Source organism: Actinophytocola sp. (assembly GCF_036402745.1).
Classification (GTDB): Bacteria; Actinomycetota; Actinomycetes; order Mycobacteriales; family Pseudonocardiaceae; genus Actinophytocola.
Genome location: NZ_DASWSJ010000245.1, coordinates 1 through 18,303, shown reverse-complemented (window position 1 = coordinate 18,303; position 18,303 = coordinate 1). Strand labels below are relative to the sequence as shown.

The following is an 18,303-nucleotide window of genomic DNA, read 5'->3' as shown; positions in this document are numbered from 1 at the left end:
CGATACCCACACCATTCGCCGGAACGCAACGCACACTTTCAATCCCGGGGAGGCGGACTAGCCACGCCCGGCGATCGCCAGCGCGCCGCCCAGGCCGATCATGGTCAGGCCGCCGACGACCCGCTCCCGCACCCGCCAGCGCGGGTTGCCCAGCAGCGTGCGCGACAGCCCGCCCGCGAACACCGCCACCATCAGGTCCACCAGTAACGCCATCGTGACCACGATGAGGCCGAGCACCACGAACACCAGGGGCGCCGGCGCCGACTCCGGGTGCACGAAATGCGGCAGGAAGGCCAGGAAGAACAGCGCGGTCTTGGGGTTGAGCGTCTCCACGAGGATGCCCTGGCGCAGCGCGCCGCGCTTCGGCGTGGGCCCCGGCCCGGCGGCGGGACCCGAGCGGTCGAGCAACGCGCGCACTCCCAGGAAGACCAGGTACGCGGCGCCGACGAGCTTGACGACCGTGAACGCGGCCGCCGACGTGGCGAGGATCGCCGAGAGGCCGAACGCCGCCGCGACGACGTGCACCGACGCGCCGATCCCGTTGCCGACGACCGACCGGATGCCGTCCGCGCGCCCGCCGCGCAGGCTGCGCGCCAGCACGTAGAGCACGCCGGGTCCGGGCAGCAGCGCGAACAACGCGGCGGCACCGAGGAACACGAGCCACTCGGCGGAGGTCGGCATGACCGCCAACCTACCGGCTCACGCGCCGCCCTCCTGGGCCTGCTGGATATGCTCGGCGATGGCCGGCGGCAGCTCGATCGGCAGCGGGGTGCGGACCGGCATCGGCTGGCCGCCGCGAACCACCACGGTGCCGCGGACCAGCTCGTAGAGCGCGGCCGCGCTGTTGTCCAGCCGGTCCGGCGGGCCGGCGACCACGGCGCGCAGCATCCAGCGGGGACCGTCGACGCCGACGAACCGCAGCGACACCTCGCCCAGCGCGGCCAGGAGCTCCAGGCCCCACTCGCCGGTGGTCGTGCGGACGGTCGCGCCGTCCTTGCGGAGCTGCGCGGCGAGCTCGGTGCTCACCTCGTGCCACAGGCCGCCCGAGCGGGGGGCGGCGTAGGCGGTGACGGTGAGCTGGCCGACCGGGGTGACGATGTGCACCGCGCGCACCGGGCCGGCCGGGTCCATCTCGACCTGCAGCTGCGCGCCCTCCGGCACCGGCAGCCGCAGGCAGCCGAGGTCGATCCGGTTCAGGCCGTCGTCCGGTGCCTCGTCCTCGTCCCACGGGCCGGCGCCGTCGAACAGGTCGCCGCCGACCTCCTCGTACTCGTCGTCGGCGAAGTCGTCATCGAAGTCGTCGCGGTCGTAGTCCTCGACCCCAGTGGCCCCCTCGGCCTCCTGCCGGCGACGCCGCCCAAACAGTCCCACGGTGACCTACTCCTCCGCCCCGGTCGCGGACCGGGTCAGCACCGAATGCCCACCAGTGGACCCATATCCACCGGCGCCGCGCTGCGAGTCGGCCAACTCCTCCACCTCTCGGAATACCGCGTGCTCGACGCGTTGGACCACCAGCTGCGCGATCCGGTCACCCCGGCACAGCTGGACCGGCTCCCGGAGGTCGTGGTTGATCAGGCAGATCCTGATCTCCCCCCGGTAGCCGGAGTCGATCGTGCCCGGCGTGTTGACCACGCTCAGCCCGACCCGGGCGGCCAGGCCCGAGCGCGGGTGGACGAACGCGGCGTATCCCTCCGGCAGCGCGATCGCGACACCGGTGCCGACGGTCGCCCGCTCCCCGGGGGGAATGGCGACATCGGCGGTGGTGACGAGATCGGCGCCGGCATCTCCCGGCCGCGCGTACGACGGCACGGGAACACCCGGATCTAGCCGGGTCAGCAGGACCTCCACGCTGGGCACGACCGGCGAGACTACTCTGGGTCCGTGACCGACAGCGAGGCAACCACCGCCGCCACCGCGGCCACGACCTACCGCGAACGGCTGTACGTCACCTGGTATTGGTGGCTGCTCCCGCTGCTCGCCGCCGGGCTGCTCGCGGCGGAGGTCCACCTCGGCTACCCGGGCGTGCGGGCGTGGCTGCCCTACGTCCTGCTGCTGCCGCTCACCGCGCTGTTGATCTGGCGCGCGGGACGGCTGAGCGTGCGGGTCCAGGACGGCGAGCTGTGGGTGGGCAACGCCCACCTACCCCTGCGCCACGTCGGCGAGATCCAGGTGGTGCCCGCCAAGGACAAGCGCAGGGTGCTCGGTCCGCATCTGGACCCCGCCGCCTACGTGCTGCACAGGGGATGGGTGGGCCCGGTGGTGCGGCTACGCCAGACCGACCCCGAGGACCCGACCCCGTACTGGGTGTTCAGCACGCGGCACCCCGACCGGTTGGTCGAGGCGCTGCGCGTGCGCGACTGAGCCGACCGGTCGGTCAGGCGCAGTCGCGGCAGATGTACTGGCCGTTGCTCTCTTCGGCCAGCCGGCTCCGGTGGTGCACCAGGAAGCACTTGGAGCAGGTGAACTCGTCGGCCTGCTTGGGCACCACGCGGACGGTGAGGTCCTCGCCGGACAGGCTGGACAGGTCCGCACCAGGGAGCTCGAAGCTCTCGGCAGTCTCGGACTCGTCCACGTCGACGACCCCGGACTGGTTCTCGTTGCGACGTGCCTTCAGCTCTTCGAGCGAGTCCTCCGCGAGATCGTCGGCCTCGCTGCGGCGTGGCGCGTCGTAATCGGTGGCCATGGTCTTGCACCCCCACTTCAGAATATGTTCGTGCCGCTGGTCAACGTTCAGGCGCCCCAGTTTGTGCCCGCCAGCAGAAGTGACGGAGGTCTCGCGGTAAGACCTACATCCGAATCGGTCGCTTGGACCGTTCGACGACTGGAGCGCGCAGAGGGTAGCCCATGAAACTGCGCCCATCCACTACGTCACCCGTTCGGGTGTGTCAGGTGAACCTTGAAGTTCACTCTTGCCGGTCCGTGCAACCCGTGGTGCGATGTTGATCGTCCAGTTGTCACAGTGCGCACTCGGTCCATCGCGCGAGGCGACCGGGATCGGCTCTTGACCCAATCGCGACACGATGCGTCTACAGGATCCGCCCCGTCCGGCCGAAGAACACTGAAACGCTTAGGCTGATCAGCAACGAAACACAGAGTGTCCAAGGGGTATGGGACCGGACGGGAGGCGGGCCAGGTGGCGTCCGGGAACGTGTGGCGGGACAACAGGCCACAGCGCTATCGGAAGCGCCGTCCGCTGCCCGCGCTGATCCTCATCCTCATCCTCGGGGTGGCCGCGACCATCGTGTGGTTGCGCGTGATGGGCACCGACGAGGGCACCGCCAACGCCAAGCACTGCGACCCGCCGGCCGCCCGGCCCTCCACCTCGCCGTCGGCGCCGCCCACCACGCTGGGCCAGGCGCTCAAGCCCGACTCGCTCGACCGGACCGTGCCGGCGCCGCCCGGGCAGGTGCTGGTCAAGGTCGTCAACGCCAGCGGCACGCGGGGCGCGGCCCGGATCGTCACGGAGAACCTGCGGCAGCTGGGCTTCGCGAAGGTGGCCGAGCCCACCAACGACCCGCTCTACAGCGACTCGATGACCTGCCGCGCGCAGATCCGGTTCGGTCCGCAGGGCACGTCGGCGGCGCGGACGCTGTCGCTCATCGAGCCGTGCGCCGAGCTCGTGCGCGACGACCGCAAGGACGCCACGGTCGACGTCGCCATCGGCTCGGACTTCGACAGCCTGCACCCCAACTCGCAGAGCCGCTCGGTGCTCGACCAGCTCACCGCGTGGGCCGCCGCGCATCCGGAGACCCAGGGCGGCCTGCAGGCCGACGGCCCCCAGCCGAACGTGGACACCGCGCTGCTCACCGCGGCCCGCAACGTCCGCTGCTGAGTTACCTCGGCACCACGGCCGCCGCACCGGTCCAGCTCGCCAGCAACCGCAGCGCCTCCTCCGACGGGGAGCCCGGCTCGGCGGTGTGCAGCCCCAGGACCTGGTCGGGATCGCCGGTCGGGGTCAGCGCCTCGTAGTCCAGGGTCAGCTCGCCCACCACCGGGTGGTGGTAGCGCTTCGAGCCGTGGGTGCGGCGGTAGACGTCGTGCTCGGCCCACCAGTGGCGGAAGTCCTCGTCGCGCACGGACAGGTCGCCGATCAGCTCGGCGAGCCGCGGGTCGCGGGGGTTGCGGCCCGCGTAGTGGTGCAGCGTGGCCACCACGCCGCGGGCCGCGGCCGGCCAGTCCACGTACAGCGAGCGCGCCGCCTCGTCCAGGAAGGTGAAGCGCGCCATGTTGCGGTCGCGGTGCGGCAGGGCGGCGAAGTCGGTGTAGAAGGCCCGGGCCAGCGCGTTGCTCGCCAGCACGTCGAGGTTGCGGCCCAGCACGAGCGCCGGCAGGTCGGCCAGGCCGTCCATCAGCCGCACGAGCGCCGGACGCACCCGCTGCGGCGGCAGCCGGCGCGACCGGGTGGGGCGGGCCACGGCGAACAGGTGCTCCCGCTCGGTCTCGGTCAGCCGCAGCGCGCGGGCCAGCGCGTCCAGCACCGCCTCGGAGACGTTGCCGTTGCGGCCCCGCTCGAGGCGCACGTAGTAGTCGACGCTCACCCCCGCGAGGTGCGCGACCTCCTCGCGCCGCAGGCCCGGCACGCGCCGCGGTCCCGGCCCGGCCGGCACGCCCGCCTCCGCCGGGGTCAGCCGGCCGCGCCTGCTGCGCAGGAACTCCCCGAGCCCATCGCTCATGACCTCCACAGTAGAACCGCCGGCCACGATGTGGGGGTCCTGGCAGGCCCCCGCTCCAGCCCGCAACCAGCCGGAACCGGTGCTTGACTGGAGGACATGAAGCGAAGGACTCTGGGCGGAACCGGCATCTCGGTGAGCGACCACGCGCTCGGCACGATGATGTTCGGCGCCATGGGCAACACCGACCACGACGAGTCGGTCCGCATGATCCACACGGCGCTCGACGCCGGCATCAACCTCGTCGACACGGCCGACGTCTACTCGTCCGGCGAGTCGGAGGAGATCGTCGGCAAGGCGCTCGAGGGGCGCCGGGACGACGTCGTGCTCGCGACGAAGTTCTCCCTGCCGATGGGACCGGACGCCAACCAGCGCGGCGGCTCGCGCCGGTGGATCGTCCGCGCCATCGAGGCGAGCCTGCGGCGGCTGCGCACCGACCACGTCGACCTCTACCAGATGCACCGGGCCGACCCGGCCACCGACATCGAGGAGACGCTGTCCGCGCTCGACGACCTGATCCGTGCCGGCAAGGTGCTCGCGATCGGCTCCTCGGTCAACCCGGCCGAGCTGGTCGTCGAGGCACAGTGGGCAGCCGAGCGCCGCGGCTACCACCGGTTCCGCACCGAGCAGCCGCCGTACGGGATCCTCACCCGGGGCATCGAGGCCGCCGTCCTGCCGACCGCGCAGAGGTACGGCATGGGCGTGCTGACCTTCGGCCCGCTCAACTCCGGGTGGCTCTCCGGGCGCGGCGACCCCACCAAGGGCAGGCGCAACACCCCGGCCGGCGCGCGGATGTTCGACCTCTCGAAGCCGGGTGTGCGGGCCAAGGTCGACGCCGTCGAGGCGCTGTCGAAACTCGCCGCGGAGGCCGGCCTGCCGCTGACCCACCTGGCCACGGCGTTCGTGCGGGCGCACCCCGCGGTCACGTCGGTGATCATCGGCCCGCGCAGGCCCGAGCAGCTCGACGACCTGCTGGCCGGCGCGGACGTCGAGCTGAGTGCCGACATCCTCGACCGGATCGACGAGATCGTGCCGCCCGGCACCGACCTCAACCCCGACGACATCTACTACACAACGCCCGCGCTGGCCGACAAGTCGCTGCGCCGCCGCTGAGTCAGATGTCCCGGTACCCGGTCTCGCCGAGGGCGGCCCACAGCTCCTCGGCGATGCCGGGGGTCGTCACGAAGGTCAGGCCCGCCTCGGACTCGGGCAGCCGCACGACGGCCCCGGCCTCGGCGGCGATCAGCGCGCCGCCCGCCCAGTCCCACCGGTGCAGGCCGTGTTCGAAGTACCCGTCGACCCACCCGGCGGCCACCGCGCACAGGTCCAGCGACGCCGCGCCCGGCCGGCGGATGTCGCGCACCCGGCCCAGCAGCGACGCCATCGCGGCCGCCTGCCTGGACCGCCGCTCGGCCCGGTAGGCGAACCCGGTCGAGATCAGCGAGAGCTCCAGCCGGGTGGCCGACGAGACCCGCAGCCGCCGCCCGTCCAGGAACGCCCCGCCGCCGCGGGTCGCGGTCCAGCGGCGGCCCGACGCGGGCTCGACCACCGCCGCGGCCACCGACTCGCCGTCGACCTGGGCCGCGAGCGACACCGCGTACCAGGGCAGGCCGTAGAGATAGTTGACGGTGCCGTCGATCGGGTCGACCACCCAGCAGACACCACCGCCGGGCGCGCCCGAGCCGCCCGCCTCCTCCTCGCCCAGCACCGGCTCGCCGGGGCGCCGCTCGGCGAGCCGCTCGCGCACCAGCCGCTCGACCGCGACGTCGGCCGCGGTGACCACGTCGGTCTCGCTGGTCTTGGTGTCCACGTCGTGGATCGCGGCCTCCCGGGCCGTCCGGGCGAGCTCCGCGGCCTCGACGGCCACCTCGATCGCGATATCGAGAAGGTCTCCCTCTGCAACACCCACGGGACCTATCGGACCACACCCGGCTAATCTCCGGGGAACAGCGAGCTGAATCGAGTACGAAGGGATCCGTGGGGATGGGCGCAACCCTCGGCTTCGGCATTGACATCGGCGGATCGGGCATCAAGGGATGCACGGTCGACCTCGATGCCGGACAGCTGCACGGCGAACGGATCCGCATCGCGACACCCGACCCGTCGAAGCCGGACGCGGTCGCGGACGTGGTGAAGCACATCATCGACGAGTTCGGCTGGACCGGGCCGGTCGGAGTCACCCTGCCGGCGGTCATCAAGCGGGGGGTCGCGCACACCGCGGCCAACATCGACAAGTCGTGGCTGGGCACCGACGCGTCGGCGTTGTTCGCCGAGCGGCTCGGGCTCACGCCGGCGGAGGTGGTCGTGCTCAACGACGCGGACGCGGCCGGCCTCGCGGAGATCCGCTACGGCTGGCCGGACGACCGGGACGGCGTGGTCGTGCTGCTGACGTTCGGCACCGGCATCGGCAGCGCGCTGTTCCTCGACGGGCAGCTCGTGCCCAACACCGAGTTCGGCCACCTCGAGGTCGACGGGCACGACGCGGAGACGCGGGCCGCGGCCTCGGTCAAGGAGGAGCAGAACCTGTCCTGGGCGGACTGGGCGCAGCGGGTCACCCGGTACATCCGCGGCCTCGAGGACCTCATCTGGCCGGACCTCATCATCGCCGGTGGCGGGGTCAGCAAGAAGGCCGACAAATGGTTGCCACTGCTGGAGGTGCGGACCAAGGTCGTGGCCGCCGAGCTGCGCAACGACGCGGGCATCGTGGGTGCCGCGGTGGCCGTGCGCGAGGGCCTGCACCGCTGACCCACCTGGATCTTCGCCGGGCGCACACCCCCTGCGGAGTATCGTCGTTACAATGGAACAGTGCCCGCGACTCCAGGTCTCCGGGCTTTCCCCGAATTCCGGTTGACCAGCTATCTGGTCAGCTGTGATCGATAGCAGCGAAAGGGCGTACGTGGCAGCCGCACGAACCGCAACCCGACGCTCCACCGCCTCGGCGGGCGCCGCCAAGTCGGCGCAGCCGGACACCGACGACTCGACCGAGAAGCCCACCTTGACGACCGCGACGAAGAAGGCGGCGGGTACCAAGACCACCCGCGCGCCGCGCAAGACCACTGCCAAGACCGCGGCCGCCGGTGCCAAGAAGGCCAAGGCTGGTGAGGCCAACAAGAAGGCCGACGCCGCGGGCGGCGAGCCGAGCGAGGGCGAGGAGCCAGATCTCGAGTCCCCGAACCTGGAGGACCTCGAGGACGTCGAGATCGACGTCGTCGAAGAGACGGTCGAGGAGGAGCCCGCCGAGAAGGAGGGCCCCAAGGGGACGACGACCACCACCACCAAGGACGGCGACTTCGTCTGGGACGAAGAGGAGTCCGAGGCGCTCCGGCAGGCGCGCAAGGACGCGGAGCTCACCGCGTCCGCCGACTCCGTCCGGGCCTACCTCAAGCAGATCGGCAAGGTGGCGCTGCTCAACGCCGAGGAGGAGGTCGAGCTCGCCAAGCGGATCGAGGCCGGCCTCTACGCGGCGGAGCGGGTGCGCAAGGCCGAGGACGAGTCCGCGGAGAAGCTCGTCCCGCAGCTGCGCCGGGACCTGCGCTGGATCGTCCGGGACGGCGAGCGCGCCAAGAACCACCTGCTCGAGGCCAACCTGCGCCTCGTCGTGTCGCTGGCCAAGCGCTACACCGGTCGCGGCATGGCGTTCCTGGACCTGATCCAGGAGGGCAACCTGGGCCTCATCCGTGCGGTCGAGAAGTTCGACTACACCAAGGGCTACAAGTTCTCCACCTACGCCACATGGTGGATCCGGCAGGCCATCACCCGGGCCATGGCCGACCAGGCGCGGACCATCCGCATCCCGGTCCACATGGTCGAGGTCATCAACAAGCTCGGTCGTATACAGCGTGAGCTCCTCCAGGATCTGGGTCGAGAGCCAACGCCCGAAGAGCTTGCCAAGGAAATGGACATCACCCCGGAGAAGGTGCTGGAGATCCAGCAGTACGCCCGGGAGCCCATCTCGCTCGACCAGACCATCGGCGACGAGGGCGACAGCCAACTCGGTGACTTCATCGAGGACTCCGAGGCGGTCGTCGCGGTCGACGCGGTGTCGTTCACGCTCCTGCAGGACCAGCTGCAGTCGGTCCTCGCCACGCTGTCCGAGCGCGAGGCGGGTGTGGTCCGGCTGCGGTTCGGCCTCACCGACGGCCAGCCGCGGACGCTGGACGAGATCGGTCAGGTCTACGGCGTCACGCGCGAGCGCATCCGCCAGATCGAGTCCAAGACCATGTCGAAGCTGCGGCACCCGTCGCGCTCGCAGGTTCTGCGCGACTATCTGGAGTGAGCCTGTTGCTCCGAACGCCCCGCCCGGTCCAACCGGGCGGGGCGTTCGCTCGTACCAGCCTTTACAACGGCTCGGGTCTGGCTCGAGGCTCCCTCGAGCGGAGCATGAGTCCCACTACAACGGCGGCGATGCCCACCGCCTCCGGAAGGCTCGGCACCTGGCGGAGAACGATCAACCCGATCAGCGTGGCGGTGACGGGGAGTAGCGCGAGCAGCAGCGCGAACGACGCCTGACCCAATCGGCGCAGCACGACCTGGTCGAGCACATACGGGACCACCGTGGACAAAACACCCACCCCGATCCCGAGTAACAACAACTGTGGGGATGCCCACACCGGACCCGTGCCCAGCGCGAGTGGTGCTAGAGCGAGAGTGGCGACGGCGAAGCCCACCGCGAGCCCGTCGACCCCCAGCCCGACGTCGGCGACCCGCTTGCCGAGAACGATGTAGCCGGCCCACAGCAACGCGGCCGTCAACGCGAACAGGACCCCGCTGGTGCTGCCCGCCCACTGCACGTCGGCGATCATCAGCACACCGCCGATGACCAGCGTCAACGCGATCACGTCGCGCGCGGTGCGCGACCCGAACGCCGCCACGAGCACGGGCCCCACGAACTCCAGCGCGACCGCCGTACCCAGCGGAAGCTCCGCGATGGCCTCGTAGAACGCGATGTTCATACCGGCCGTCACGAGCCCGAAGAGGGCGGCGAGCCAGAAGACCTTGCCGTGCCAGTTCGCGCGCTTCGGACGCCGCCAGGCGAGCAGTACGAGGGCCGCGCCGAGCTGCCGCAACCACGCGACACCGGCCGGGTTCACCTCGTCGAAGAGCCACACCGCGACCGCCGCGCCGAGGTACATGGAGACGCCGCCGACGACGAAGAGTAGCGGTGCGGGCACGCGCCGCACGGCTAGCACAGGATCCGCGGAGTTCACCACCCGATCCTGCATCGCGGGACCAGCGATGCGACAACCGGGTTAAATCTGCCGTTGAGCGATCTCTCATTACGGCCGGGAACACTGACGACAGCCAAAACGTCTGGAAGAGTAGATGGCAGCGAGCACCGCGGGTGGTCGCAGCCGGAGACGGCATCGGGACAACCGGTGCCGGGACGGAGGGAGATCTGCCATGAACACCACACTCGCCCGCCCCGACCTAACCGCTGCCGACCGCTGCGACCGGTGCGGGGCAGCCGCGCAGGTCCGCGCCATCCTCCCCTCCGGGGGCGAACTGCTTTTCTGCGGTCACCACGCCCGCAAGCACAAGGAGCGCCTGGTCGAGCTGGAAGCCAACCTGCAGCAGGGTCAGGCCTGACGGCACAAAGGGCTTGCGGGGGCGGGATTCGGCACGAGCCGGGTCCCGCCCCCGCATATCCGCCCCGGTGGCCACCTGGTGGTCACCGGAGGACCCAGGGCTACACGGCGTCCAGGACGGGCTCGAAGGCCAGCTCGGCGGCGCCCAGCAGGGTCACGTCGCCCCCCAGCGTGGAGGCCACGATGCGGGTGCCGCCCACGGCCCGCGACACAAGGCTCCGCTGCCGGACCGCGGCGGCCACCTCGGCGATCAGGGACGCCGGCAGCGCGGTGAACAGGTCCCCCAGCACCACGAGCTCCGGGCCCAGCACGTTCACGACGTTCACGAGGCCGAGCGTCAGCCACTCGGTGAACTCCCCCAGCCGCGACTGGACCTCGTCGGGGTCCGCCGCCAGCGCACGCAGCTCCGCCACCACCGCACCGCGCGGCGCGCCCTCGCGTAGACCGAGGGCCCGGCACAGCGCGGGCTCCCCCACCTCCGTCTCCCAGCAGCCGCGGCTGCCGCAGTAGCACGGCCGTCCCCCGGGGTGGATGACCATGTGCCCCAGCTCGCCCAGGTAGCCGGCGGTCCCGCGCAGCGCCGACCCGTCGGAGATGACCCCGCCGCCGACCCCGACGTCCGCCGAGACGTAGACGGCGTCGGAGCTGCCGCGGGCGGTGCCGCGCAGGTGCTCGGCCAGCGCACCCAGCTCCGCGTCGTTGCCGACCATGATCGGCATCTTCAGCACCGAGCCCAGGCGCTCGCCCAGCGGGACGTCGGTCCAGTGCAGGTTCGGCGCTTCGTGCACCAGCCCGTCCGACCGGCGGACGACGCCGGGCACCGAGATGCCGGTGGCGACCATCCGCACGCCGAGGTCGGCCGCCAGCACGGTGGCCGAGTCGATGACGTGTGCCATCACCTCGCCCGGCTCCCGGGTGCGCACCCGCAGGTTCCAGCTGTTGCGGCCCAGGATCTCCCCGCCCAGCCCCACCAGCGCGATGGACACCTGGTCGACCCGCACGTCGACGGCCAGCACGACGGCCGCGTGCGCCTGGGGAAGGACCAGCAGGGACGGCCGGCCGGCACCGGTGCGCTGGCGCGGCACCCGTTCCTCGACCACGCCGGACTCGGCGAGCCCGTCCACCAGGGCCTTGATCGTGCTGCGGTTGAGCCCGAGCTCAGCCGCGAGCGACGCCCTGGTGCACGGGCCGCCGATATGCAGCCTTCGTAACAGGACCGTGCGGTTGTGCCGGCGCACCTCGTCGGGCCGCGCGCCCGTGGTCGGTGTGCTCGTCAAACCCCTCGCTCCCGTCTGGTCAACCCGTCACAGCGGCCCTTCGCCGGGACAGCGCGTCGACCGTGGCGGCGAGCAGCAGCACCAGGCCGGTGACGATGTTGACCACCGCGGCCGGCTGACGCAGGAGGCCCAGGCCGTTCTCCACGACCGCGAGCACCAGCCCACCGATGACGGCGTGGGCGACCTTGCCCCGCCCGCCGAACAGCGACGTGCCTCCGATGACGGCCGCGCCGACGGCGAACAGCAGCGTGTTCAGCCCACCGGCCTGCGGGTCGACCGAGCCCGCCTTGGACGAGTACACGATCGCACCGATCGCCGCCGCGGACGCGGAGACCACGAACACACTCGCCCTGATCTTGCTCACGTTGATACCGGCGCGGCGGGCCGCCTCGGCGTTGCCGCCGACCGCGTAGATGTGCCGGCCGTAGCGGGTGCGGTTGAGGACGAACGTCCCGACCACCAGCAGGACCAGGATGATCGGCACCACGTACGGCACACCCTGGATGGTGACGAGGTCCGGGTTCGGCGAGCGGTTCAGCGCCAGCAGCCACGTCGAGACGATCGCGATGACCGCCACCGCGATGACCTTGAACAGGACGATCGGCGTCGGCTGGGTGACCAGGCCCCGGCGCAGGCGGGTGAAGTGCTCGCCGAGCACCACCAGCGCGTAGCCGCCCGCGGCGACGACGCACAGCGCCCAGCTGCCGAACACCGACAGGTTGCCGTTGGCGACGTTGAACAGCACCGGCGAGGTGCGGATGCCGAAGACGCCGCCCTCCCCGATGAACTGCAGGATCACGCCCTGCCAGGTGATGAACAGCGCCAGGGTCACCACGAACGACGGCATGCCGATCTTGGAGACCATGAAGCCGGTGATGCAGCCGATCGCGGCACCGACGCACACCGCGAGCAGCATCTCCAGCCACGCGTTGGGTGCGACGCCGAGCGTCGCCATGACCACCGCGATGACGCTGAGCACGGCACCGGCCCAGATCCGCATCAACAACGCGATCACGGCGGCGACGACCATGCCGGTGACGAACACGTAGAACACCGTGCTGCCCATGCCGCCGAGCAGGTTGCCGTTGCGCACGTAGTGCATGGCCATCACCGAGGCGCACACGCCGGACAAGGTGCCCGCGGACAGGTCGATCTCGCCCAGCAGCAGGACGTAGACCAGGCCCATCGCGATGATCATCTTGCCGGCGCCCTGGGCGATCAGGTTGGCCGTGTTGTTCAGGGTCAGGAAGTTGTCCGACAGCGCCCAGAACACGATGACGAGCGCGGCGAGGCCGAGCAACGCCGGCAACGAGCCGAGCTGGCCGCCGCGCAGCCTGGCGAAGTAGTCGCGGATCGCCTCGCCGCTGGACTGGGACGTGGTGTCGATGCCGAAGTCGGAGATCGCGTTGGCCGCGGTGTCCGGCTTGGCGGGAGTTTCGGTCATGAAGGGGTCCTCGGGTGAGAGATCAGAGGGTCACGTGCTCGGGCCGGGCCAGGCCGAGGTCGCCCGACCGGCCGGCGGTGATCAGCTCGACGACCTGGCTGTGCGTCGTCTCCTTCGCCGGCAGGTCGGCCACCAGCCGGCCCAGGTACAGCGTGGAGATGCGGTCGGCGACCTCGAACACGTCGGCCATGTTGTGGCTGATCAGCACGACGCCGAGACCCTGCTCGGCGAGCCGGCGGACCAGGTCGAGCACCTGGCGGGTCTGCGCGACGCCCAGCGCGGCGGTGGGCTCGTCGAGCAGCACGACCTTGCTGTCCCAGAGCACCGCCTTGGCGATCGCGACGGTCTGCCGCTGGCCACCGGAGAGCTGGGAGACCGGCGTGCGCACCGACTTGACCGTGCGCACCGACAGCGACGCGAGCGTCTCGCGGGCCGCCTTCTCCATGCTCGACTCGTCCATGAGCCAGCGCGAGCCGCGCTCCCGGCCGAGGAACATGTTCTGCACGACGTCGAGGTTGTCGGCGAGCGCGAGGTCCTGGTAGACGACCTCGATGCCGAGGTCGGCGGCTTCCTTCGGGCTGTGGATGGTGACCGGCTGGCCGCGGAAGCGCACCTCGCCGGAGTCCATCGGGTAGATGCCGGCCACGCACTTGATCAGCGTGGACTTGCCGGCGCCGTTGTCCCCGACCAGCGCGGTGACCTCGCCGGCCCGCACGGTGAAGTCCACGTCGTGCAGCACGTGCACGGGGCCGAAGCTCTTGTTGATCCCGATCAGCTCGAGAAGGGGCTCACTCATATGAATCGATGTCCTCCTACCCCGGAGGAAGCCCGCACCCTCATGCCGGATGCGGGCCTCCCCGGGTGAACTTGGGTCAGGCGATGCCGAGCTGGGTGCAGACGGCCTTGAGGTCGCCGGTGCAGATCTCGTCGGCCTTCACGTAGCCCTCGTCGATGACGCGCTTGACGTCCGCCTTGGTGATCGTGAACGGCTGGAGCAGCACGGACTTGACCTCACGCTTGCCCGTCGGGTCGTTGCTCTTGTCGGTCGCGATCTTGTCCGCGGCGCCCTTGTCGTTCTTGGCCAGCGCGGCGGCGAGCTTCGCGGTCGCCTCGGCCTCCTGCTTGATCGGCTTGAACACCGTCATGTACTGGTCGCCGGACAGGACCGCCTTGAGACCGTCGGCGGTGGCGTCCTGGCCGGTCACCGGGACCTTGCCGTTCAGGCCGTTCTTCTTCAGCACCGTGATGATCGCACCGGCCAGACCGTCGTTCGCCGCGACGACGCCGTCGACCTTGCCGCCGTTGGACGTCAGGATCTGCTCGAAGGTCGTGCCGCCCTTCTGGTTGTCCCAGTCGTCGATCGCCCGGGACTGGACCAGCTTGAGCTTGCCGGAGTCGTACAGCGGCTTGAGCACGTTCGTCTGGCCCTGGTGGAACAGGGTCGCGTTGTTGTCCGTGGGCGCGCCCTCGATCTCGATCACCTGGGCGCCCGCCGGCTTGTCCTTGAGCGCGTCCGCCAGGCCCTGGCCCTGCAGCTCGCCGACCTTCACGTTGTCGAACGACACGTAGTAGTCGGAGCTGCCGCCGAGGTTGAGGCGATCGTAGTCGATGGTCGGGATGCCCTGAGCGTTCGCCTTCTGCGCGACCGTGCCACCGATCTCGCTGTTGATCGAGGCGATGATCAGGACCTTGACGCCGGCGTTGATCATGCCGTCGGCCAGCGTGCTGAACTTCTGCACATCGCCCTGGGCGTTCTGGATGTCGGGGTCGAGGCCCTCGGCCCTCATGGCCGCCTCGAGCATGGGCTTGTCGAAGCCCTCCCACCGGGCCGACGTCGCGGTCTCCGGAAGGATCACGCCGACCGGGATGCCTCCCGAGGACTGGCTGTCCGAGCTCGTGCTACCGCCGCCCCCGCTCGACGTGTCCTGATTGGCTCCACAGGCCGCCAGGGCAAGGGTCAGACCCATCCCCGCGGCGAGAAGAGCAAGCCTTGTACTGCGCATTCAACGGTCCCTTCACAGTCCTCAGGGCGAAATGTTGCGGTGCACAACATATGCCCGGACGGGCAGTGATGGAAGCCACGAACGGGCATTTTGCGACTCGCGTATGACACAGTTTGGCAACGAACCGCTCATCTGCCGGTCATCCGGCGCCCGGCCGCTACCAGGAACGCAGCGTAGCGATCCGTTCCTCGAGCTGCTCGACGGAAGCCATCGCGGTGGGCGGTCCCGCGCATACTCTCCGCAATTCGCTGTGAATCATTCCGTGGGATTTTCCCGTTCGATGGTGGTACATGGCCACCAAAGTGTTGAGCTCTTTGCGCAGCGCGGTCAACCGTTCGGCTACGGTCTGCGACCGCGCCGGCGCCGGCTGTGCCGGCTCGTCCTTCGCCCGGCGTGAACGCTCCGTCACCTGATCGGCCTGACGCTGCCGCAGCAGCGCCCGGACCTGGTCGGGCTCGAGGAGGCCGGGGAGGCCGAGGTACTCCTGCTCCTCGGCGGAGCCGGCGAACGCGGCGGTGCCGAACGAGGAGCCGTCATAGATCACCTGATCGAGCTCGGCCGACGCGCCCAGCGAGGTGAACGCCTTCTCCTCCTCGCCCGGCTCGTCCTTGACCCGGTTGGCGTCGGCGAGCAGCTCGTCGTCCCAGCCGTCCTTGTCCCGGTCGGGCTTGCCGAGCACGTGGTCGCGCTGCGCCTCGAGCTGGCTCGCGAGCTCGAGCAGCACCGGCACGCTGGGGAGGAACACGCTCGCGGTCTCGCCGGGGCGGCGGGCGCGGACGAACCGGCCGACGGCCTGAGCGAAGTACAGCGGGGTGGACGTGCTGGTGGCGTAGACGCCGACGGCCAGGCGCGGCACGTCGACGCCCTCGCTGACCATCCGCACGGCGACGAGCCAGCGGTCGTCGGAGTCGGCGAACTCGGCGATGCGGCCGGACGCCTTCGGATCGTCGGACAGCACGACGACCGGCTCGCGGCCGGTGGTGCGCTCGAGGAGCCTGGCGTAGGCCTTGGCCGACTCGTGGTCCGAGGCGATCACGAGCCCGGCCGCGTCCGGCACGCTCTGCCGCAGCTGACCCAGGCGCAGGTCGGCGGCGCCGAGGACGGCCGGGATCCACTCGCCCTCCGGGTCGAGCGCGGTGCGCCAGGCCCGCGCGGTCTGTTCGGCGGTCATCGGCTCGCCGAGCCGGGCGGTGAACTCCTCGCCCGCGCTGGTCCGCCAGCTCGCCTCGCCGGAGTAGGCCAGGAAGATCACCGGCCGGACCACGCCGTCGGCGAGCGCGTCGGCGTAGCCGTAGGTGTGGTCGGCCTTGCTGCGCAGGAAGCCGCCCTGGTCGGGCTCGTAGACGATGAACGGGATCTGCGAGTCGTCGCTGCGGAACGGGGTGCCGGTGAGCGAGAGCCGGCGTACGGCCGGGGTGAACGCCTCGCGGATGGCGTCGCCCCAGGACTTGGCGTCGCCGCCGTGGTGGATCTCGTCGAGGATGACCAGCGTCTTGCGGTTCTCCGTGCGCACCCGGTGGAGCATCGGGTGCGCGGCGACCTGCGCGTAGGTGACGGCGACGCCGCGGTAGTCCGACGAGGTGGCGCCGGCGCCGTTGCGGAAGTTGGGGTCGATGGGGATGCCCGCGGCCGCCGCCGCGCCGGCCCACTGGTGCTTGAGGTGCTCGGTGGGCGTGACGATCGTGACCTGCTCGACGATCCGGTCGGCGACGAGCTCGGCGGCCACCCGCAGTCCGAACACGGTCTTGCCGGCGCCGGGCGTGGCCACCGCGAGGAAGTCCTTGGGCCCCCCGGCCAGGTACTTCGTGATGGCCCGGCGCTGCCACGCGCGCAGTGGCCGGGATGTGCTCGTGGTCCCCCGCACGATCGGCTCGGCCGTCACCATCTCCCCCTGCACGCACACCGGGCAAAGCAAAGCCCCCAAGCGACGTCGTTGAGGGCCGGGCCGACTTTACCCTTGGCGCCCGGGCGCCGCCGGGCGCCACGCGACACGTCCGTCACGATGACCGGGCGGGCCGCGCCAACCACCTGCCGATGCACCATGCTTGAACGTGAGATGAGTCCGCAGCCACAGCACCCGACCCGCAACGCGGCGCAGACGACCGGCGCCCTGCTGCGGCGCGGTCCCCTGCGGCTCATCAAGCGCACGTGGGTCAAGGCCTGGAGCGGCAACCTGTTCTCCGAGGCGGCCGAGGCCGCGTTCTGGCAGGTGCTGTCGCTGCCGCCGCTGCTGCTGGGGCTCCTCGGCAGCCTCGGGTACGTCGCGGACTGGTTCGGCCAGGACGTCATCGGCTCCGTGCACAAGGCGATCATCGAGTGGTCCCGGACCGCGTTCAGCAGCAGCGTGGTCGACCAGATCATCAAGCCCACGGTCGACGACATCCTGCGGCACGGCCAGGGCGAGATCCTGACCGTCGGCTTCCTGCTGTCGCTGTGGGCCGGCTCGTCGGCGATGTCGTCGTTCGTGGACGCGATCACCGTGGCGCACGACCAGTACGGGGTGCGCAACGAGGTGTGGCAGCGGATCTTCGCGCTGCTGCTGTACATGGCGTCGCTGGTGCTGCTGGTGGCCGGGCTGCCGATCCTGGCGCTGGGGCCGGACGTGCTGCCGAACCTGTTCCCGACGGCGTGGCGCTCGGAGATCGCGTTCTGGGTCAACGCCCTGTACTACCCGGTGCTGGCCGTGCTCCTCGTCGTGGCGCTCGCGACCTTGTACAAGCTGGCGCTGCCGCGGAAGCTGCCGTGGCACCGGGTGCTGCCGGGCGCGGTGCTCGCGATGATCGTGTTCCTGCTGTCCAGCATCGGGCTGCGGCTCTACATCTCGTGGATCACGACCACCGGCTACACCTACGGGGCGCTGGCCACGCCGATCGCGTTCCTGCTGTTCGCGTTCTTCATCGGGCTGGCCATCGTGATCGGCGCCTACTTCAACGCGGCGATCCAGGAGATGTGGCCCGCCCGGATGACCCGCCGCCAGCGCCGGCGGTGGCGGCGCCTGGAGATGAACCGCGCCTCGTCCCAGCCCACCGACGCCACCGACGCCACCGCGTCCCCGGACGCCGCGGCCCCCGGGGACGCCGAGCCGCCGCCGGACTCACGCAACGGGCAGCTCGGGTCGCCCCGGCGCGCGCGGCACAACGTCGAGGGCCAGTCGGGCTGACCCCCGCGCCGAGCGCTACGAGCTAAGGCCTGTCTCGTAGATCATCGTGTGAAGCCCTGCGCCGACTGCGCCGACTGCGCCGACCACCGGAACCTCAGGGGACCGTGACGGCACCCAGCCACCACCCACCCCCGACACCCGCACCATCCGCCGGGACGCAACGC

At 70.9% G+C, this 18,303-nt stretch carries 19 protein-coding genes; 7 read left to right on the top strand and 12 right to left on the bottom strand.

Annotation, left to right across the window (positions count from 1 at the left end; all coding sequences use genetic code 11):
- Positions 1 to 57 precede the first annotated feature (57 nt).
- Genes VGD70_RS23065 through dut form a run of 3 tightly spaced genes read right to left on the bottom strand, consistent with a single transcriptional unit; the run spans position 58 to position 1,857 of the window.
- On the bottom strand, positions 58 to 681 hold the full coding sequence (locus VGD70_RS23065) for a LysE family translocator (RefSeq protein ID WP_331084649.1): 624 nt from the start codon (positions 679 to 681) through the stop codon (positions 58 to 60).
- A gap of 18 nt (positions 682 to 699) precedes the next feature.
- Positions 700 to 1,371, bottom strand: a complete 672-nt coding sequence (locus VGD70_RS23060; protein WP_331084647.1) for a DUF3710 domain-containing protein — start codon at positions 1,369 to 1,371, stop codon at positions 700 to 702.
- Positions 1,372 to 1,377: 6 nt separating this feature from the next.
- Positions 1,378 to 1,857, bottom strand: a complete 480-nt coding sequence (gene dut / locus VGD70_RS23055; RefSeq protein ID WP_331084645.1) for a dUTP diphosphatase — start codon at positions 1,855 to 1,857, stop codon at positions 1,378 to 1,380.
- A 24-nt stretch (positions 1,858 to 1,881) separates the two neighbouring features.
- Here dut and VGD70_RS23050 point away from each other — a divergent pair, with 24 nt between their 5' ends.
- Entirely contained in the window at positions 1,882 to 2,361 is a 480-nt protein-coding gene (locus VGD70_RS23050; RefSeq protein ID WP_331084643.1) for a DUF3093 domain-containing protein, read from the top strand.
- A 13-nt stretch (positions 2,362 to 2,374) separates the two neighbouring features.
- Here VGD70_RS23050 and VGD70_RS23045 read toward each other — a convergent pair whose 3' ends face one another.
- Complete coding sequence (locus VGD70_RS23045) at positions 2,375 to 2,683, bottom strand: DUF4193 domain-containing protein (RefSeq protein WP_331084641.1); 309 nt, start codon at positions 2,681 to 2,683, stop codon at positions 2,375 to 2,377.
- A 450-nt stretch (positions 2,684 to 3,133) separates the two neighbouring features.
- Between VGD70_RS23045 and cei the strand changes: the two genes are divergently transcribed.
- Complete coding sequence (gene cei, locus VGD70_RS23040) at positions 3,134 to 3,832, top strand: envelope integrity protein Cei (protein WP_331084639.1); 699 nt, start codon at positions 3,134 to 3,136, stop codon at positions 3,830 to 3,832.
- Between the two features lies 1 nt (position 3,833).
- Here cei and VGD70_RS23035 read toward each other — a convergent pair whose 3' ends face one another.
- Positions 3,834 to 4,673 (bottom strand): helix-turn-helix transcriptional regulator, encoded by an 840-nt coding sequence (locus VGD70_RS23035; RefSeq protein WP_331084637.1) that lies wholly within the window; start codon positions 4,671 to 4,673, stop codon positions 3,834 to 3,836.
- A 96-nt stretch (positions 4,674 to 4,769) separates the two neighbouring features.
- Between VGD70_RS23035 and VGD70_RS23030 the strand changes: the two genes are divergently transcribed.
- Positions 4,770 to 5,783 carry an aldo/keto reductase gene (locus VGD70_RS23030; RefSeq protein ID WP_331084635.1) on the top strand — a complete coding sequence of 338 codons (1,014 nt, stop codon included), beginning with the start codon at positions 4,770 to 4,772 and terminating at the stop codon, positions 5,781 to 5,783.
- A 1-nt stretch (position 5,784) separates the two neighbouring features.
- Here the strand turns inward: VGD70_RS23030 and VGD70_RS23025 are convergent, their stop codons facing one another.
- Positions 5,785 to 6,588 carry an inositol monophosphatase family protein gene (locus tag VGD70_RS23025; protein ID WP_331084738.1) on the bottom strand — a complete coding sequence of 268 codons (804 nt, stop codon included), beginning with the start codon at positions 6,586 to 6,588 and terminating at the stop codon, positions 5,785 to 5,787.
- Between the two features lie 65 nt (positions 6,589 to 6,653).
- Between VGD70_RS23025 and ppgK the strand changes: the two genes are divergently transcribed.
- The gene (gene ppgK / locus VGD70_RS23020) at positions 6,654 to 7,415 is read left to right on the top strand and encodes a polyphosphate--glucose phosphotransferase (RefSeq protein ID WP_331084633.1); all 762 of its coding nucleotides are present in this window, start codon (positions 6,654 to 6,656) and stop codon (positions 7,413 to 7,415) included.
- Positions 7,416 to 7,566: 151 nt separating this feature from the next.
- Positions 7,567 to 8,946: an RNA polymerase sigma factor gene (locus tag VGD70_RS23015; RefSeq protein ID WP_331084631.1), complete on the top strand. Its 1,380-nt coding sequence runs from the start codon at positions 7,567 to 7,569 to the stop codon at positions 8,944 to 8,946.
- Between the two features lie 61 nt (positions 8,947 to 9,007).
- On the opposite strand, the gene VGD70_RS23010 is transcribed toward VGD70_RS23015, so the two are convergent.
- Positions 9,008 to 9,802 carry an EamA family transporter gene (locus VGD70_RS23010; RefSeq protein WP_331084736.1) on the bottom strand — a complete coding sequence of 265 codons (795 nt, stop codon included), beginning with the start codon at positions 9,800 to 9,802 and terminating at the stop codon, positions 9,008 to 9,010.
- A 268-nt stretch (positions 9,803 to 10,070) separates the two neighbouring features.
- Between VGD70_RS23010 and VGD70_RS23005 the strand changes: the two genes are divergently transcribed.
- Positions 10,071 to 10,256, top strand: a complete 186-nt coding sequence (locus tag VGD70_RS23005) for a DUF7455 domain-containing protein (RefSeq protein WP_331084629.1) — start codon at positions 10,071 to 10,073, stop codon at positions 10,254 to 10,256.
- Between the two features lie 100 nt (positions 10,257 to 10,356).
- Here the strand turns inward: VGD70_RS23005 and VGD70_RS23000 are convergent, their stop codons facing one another.
- From VGD70_RS23000 to VGD70_RS22980, 5 genes are all read right to left on the bottom strand, one after another.
- Positions 10,357 to 11,493, bottom strand: a complete 1,137-nt coding sequence (locus VGD70_RS23000; protein WP_414638032.1) for an ROK family transcriptional regulator — start codon at positions 11,491 to 11,493, stop codon at positions 10,357 to 10,359.
- Positions 11,494 to 11,551: 58 nt separating this feature from the next.
- Positions 11,552 to 12,976 carry a sugar ABC transporter permease gene (locus VGD70_RS22995; RefSeq protein ID WP_331084625.1) on the bottom strand — a complete coding sequence of 475 codons (1,425 nt, stop codon included), beginning with the start codon at positions 12,974 to 12,976 and terminating at the stop codon, positions 11,552 to 11,554.
- Positions 12,977 to 12,998: 22 nt separating this feature from the next.
- Positions 12,999 to 13,772 carry an ATP-binding cassette domain-containing protein gene (locus VGD70_RS22990; RefSeq protein WP_331084623.1) on the bottom strand — a complete coding sequence of 258 codons (774 nt, stop codon included), beginning with the start codon at positions 13,770 to 13,772 and terminating at the stop codon, positions 12,999 to 13,001.
- Positions 13,773 to 13,848: 76 nt separating this feature from the next.
- The gene (locus tag VGD70_RS22985) at positions 13,849 to 14,979 is read right to left on the bottom strand and encodes a sugar ABC transporter substrate-binding protein (protein ID WP_331084621.1); all 1,131 of its coding nucleotides are present in this window, start codon (positions 14,977 to 14,979) and stop codon (positions 13,849 to 13,851) included.
- A gap of 157 nt (positions 14,980 to 15,136) precedes the next feature.
- Positions 15,137 to 16,864, bottom strand: a complete 1,728-nt coding sequence (locus tag VGD70_RS22980) for a DEAD/DEAH box helicase (RefSeq protein ID WP_331084735.1) — start codon at positions 16,862 to 16,864, stop codon at positions 15,137 to 15,139.
- A gap of 171 nt (positions 16,865 to 17,035) precedes the next feature.
- Here VGD70_RS22980 and VGD70_RS22975 point away from each other — a divergent pair, with 171 nt between their 5' ends.
- Positions 17,036 to 18,139: a YihY/virulence factor BrkB family protein gene (locus VGD70_RS22975; protein ID WP_331084619.1), complete on the top strand. Its 1,104-nt coding sequence runs from the start codon at positions 17,036 to 17,038 to the stop codon at positions 18,137 to 18,139.
- Positions 18,140 to 18,303: the final 164 nt, after the last annotated feature.

Excerpts from the sequence above, each read along its gene's own strand:
- VGD70_RS23035 (WP_331084637.1), bottom strand. The coding sequence starts at position 4,673 with ATGAGCGATGGGCTCGGGGAGTTCCTGCGCAGCAGGCGCGGCCGGCTG.
- VGD70_RS23010 (WP_331084736.1), bottom strand. The coding sequence starts at position 9,802 with ATGTACCTCGGCGCGGCGGTCGCGGTGTGGCTCTTCGACGAGGTGAAC.
- VGD70_RS22980 (WP_331084735.1), bottom strand. The coding sequence starts at position 16,864 with ATGGTGACGGCCGAGCCGATCGTGCGGGGGACCACGAGCACATCCCGG.
- VGD70_RS22985 (WP_331084621.1), bottom strand. The coding sequence starts at position 14,979 with ATGCGCAGTACAAGGCTTGCTCTTCTCGCCGCGGGGATGGGTCTGACC.
- VGD70_RS22975 (WP_331084619.1), top strand. The coding sequence starts at position 17,036 with ATGAGTCCGCAGCCACAGCACCCGACCCGCAACGCGGCGCAGACGACC.
- VGD70_RS22990 (WP_331084623.1), bottom strand. The coding sequence starts at position 13,772 with ATGAGTGAGCCCCTTCTCGAGCTGATCGGGATCAACAAGAGCTTCGGC.
- VGD70_RS23065 (WP_331084649.1), bottom strand. The coding sequence starts at position 681 with ATGCCGACCTCCGCCGAGTGGCTCGTGTTCCTCGGTGCCGCCGCGTTG.
- ppgK (WP_331084633.1), top strand. The coding sequence starts at position 6,654 with ATGGGCGCAACCCTCGGCTTCGGCATTGACATCGGCGGATCGGGCATC.
- VGD70_RS23005 (WP_331084629.1), top strand. The coding sequence starts at position 10,071 with ATGAACACCACACTCGCCCGCCCCGACCTAACCGCTGCCGACCGCTGC.
- VGD70_RS23045 (WP_331084641.1), bottom strand. The coding sequence starts at position 2,683 with ATGGCCACCGATTACGACGCGCCACGCCGCAGCGAGGCCGACGATCTC.
- VGD70_RS23030 (WP_331084635.1), top strand. The coding sequence starts at position 4,770 with ATGAAGCGAAGGACTCTGGGCGGAACCGGCATCTCGGTGAGCGACCAC.
- VGD70_RS22995 (WP_331084625.1), bottom strand. The coding sequence starts at position 12,976 with ATGACCGAAACTCCCGCCAAGCCGGACACCGCGGCCAACGCGATCTCC.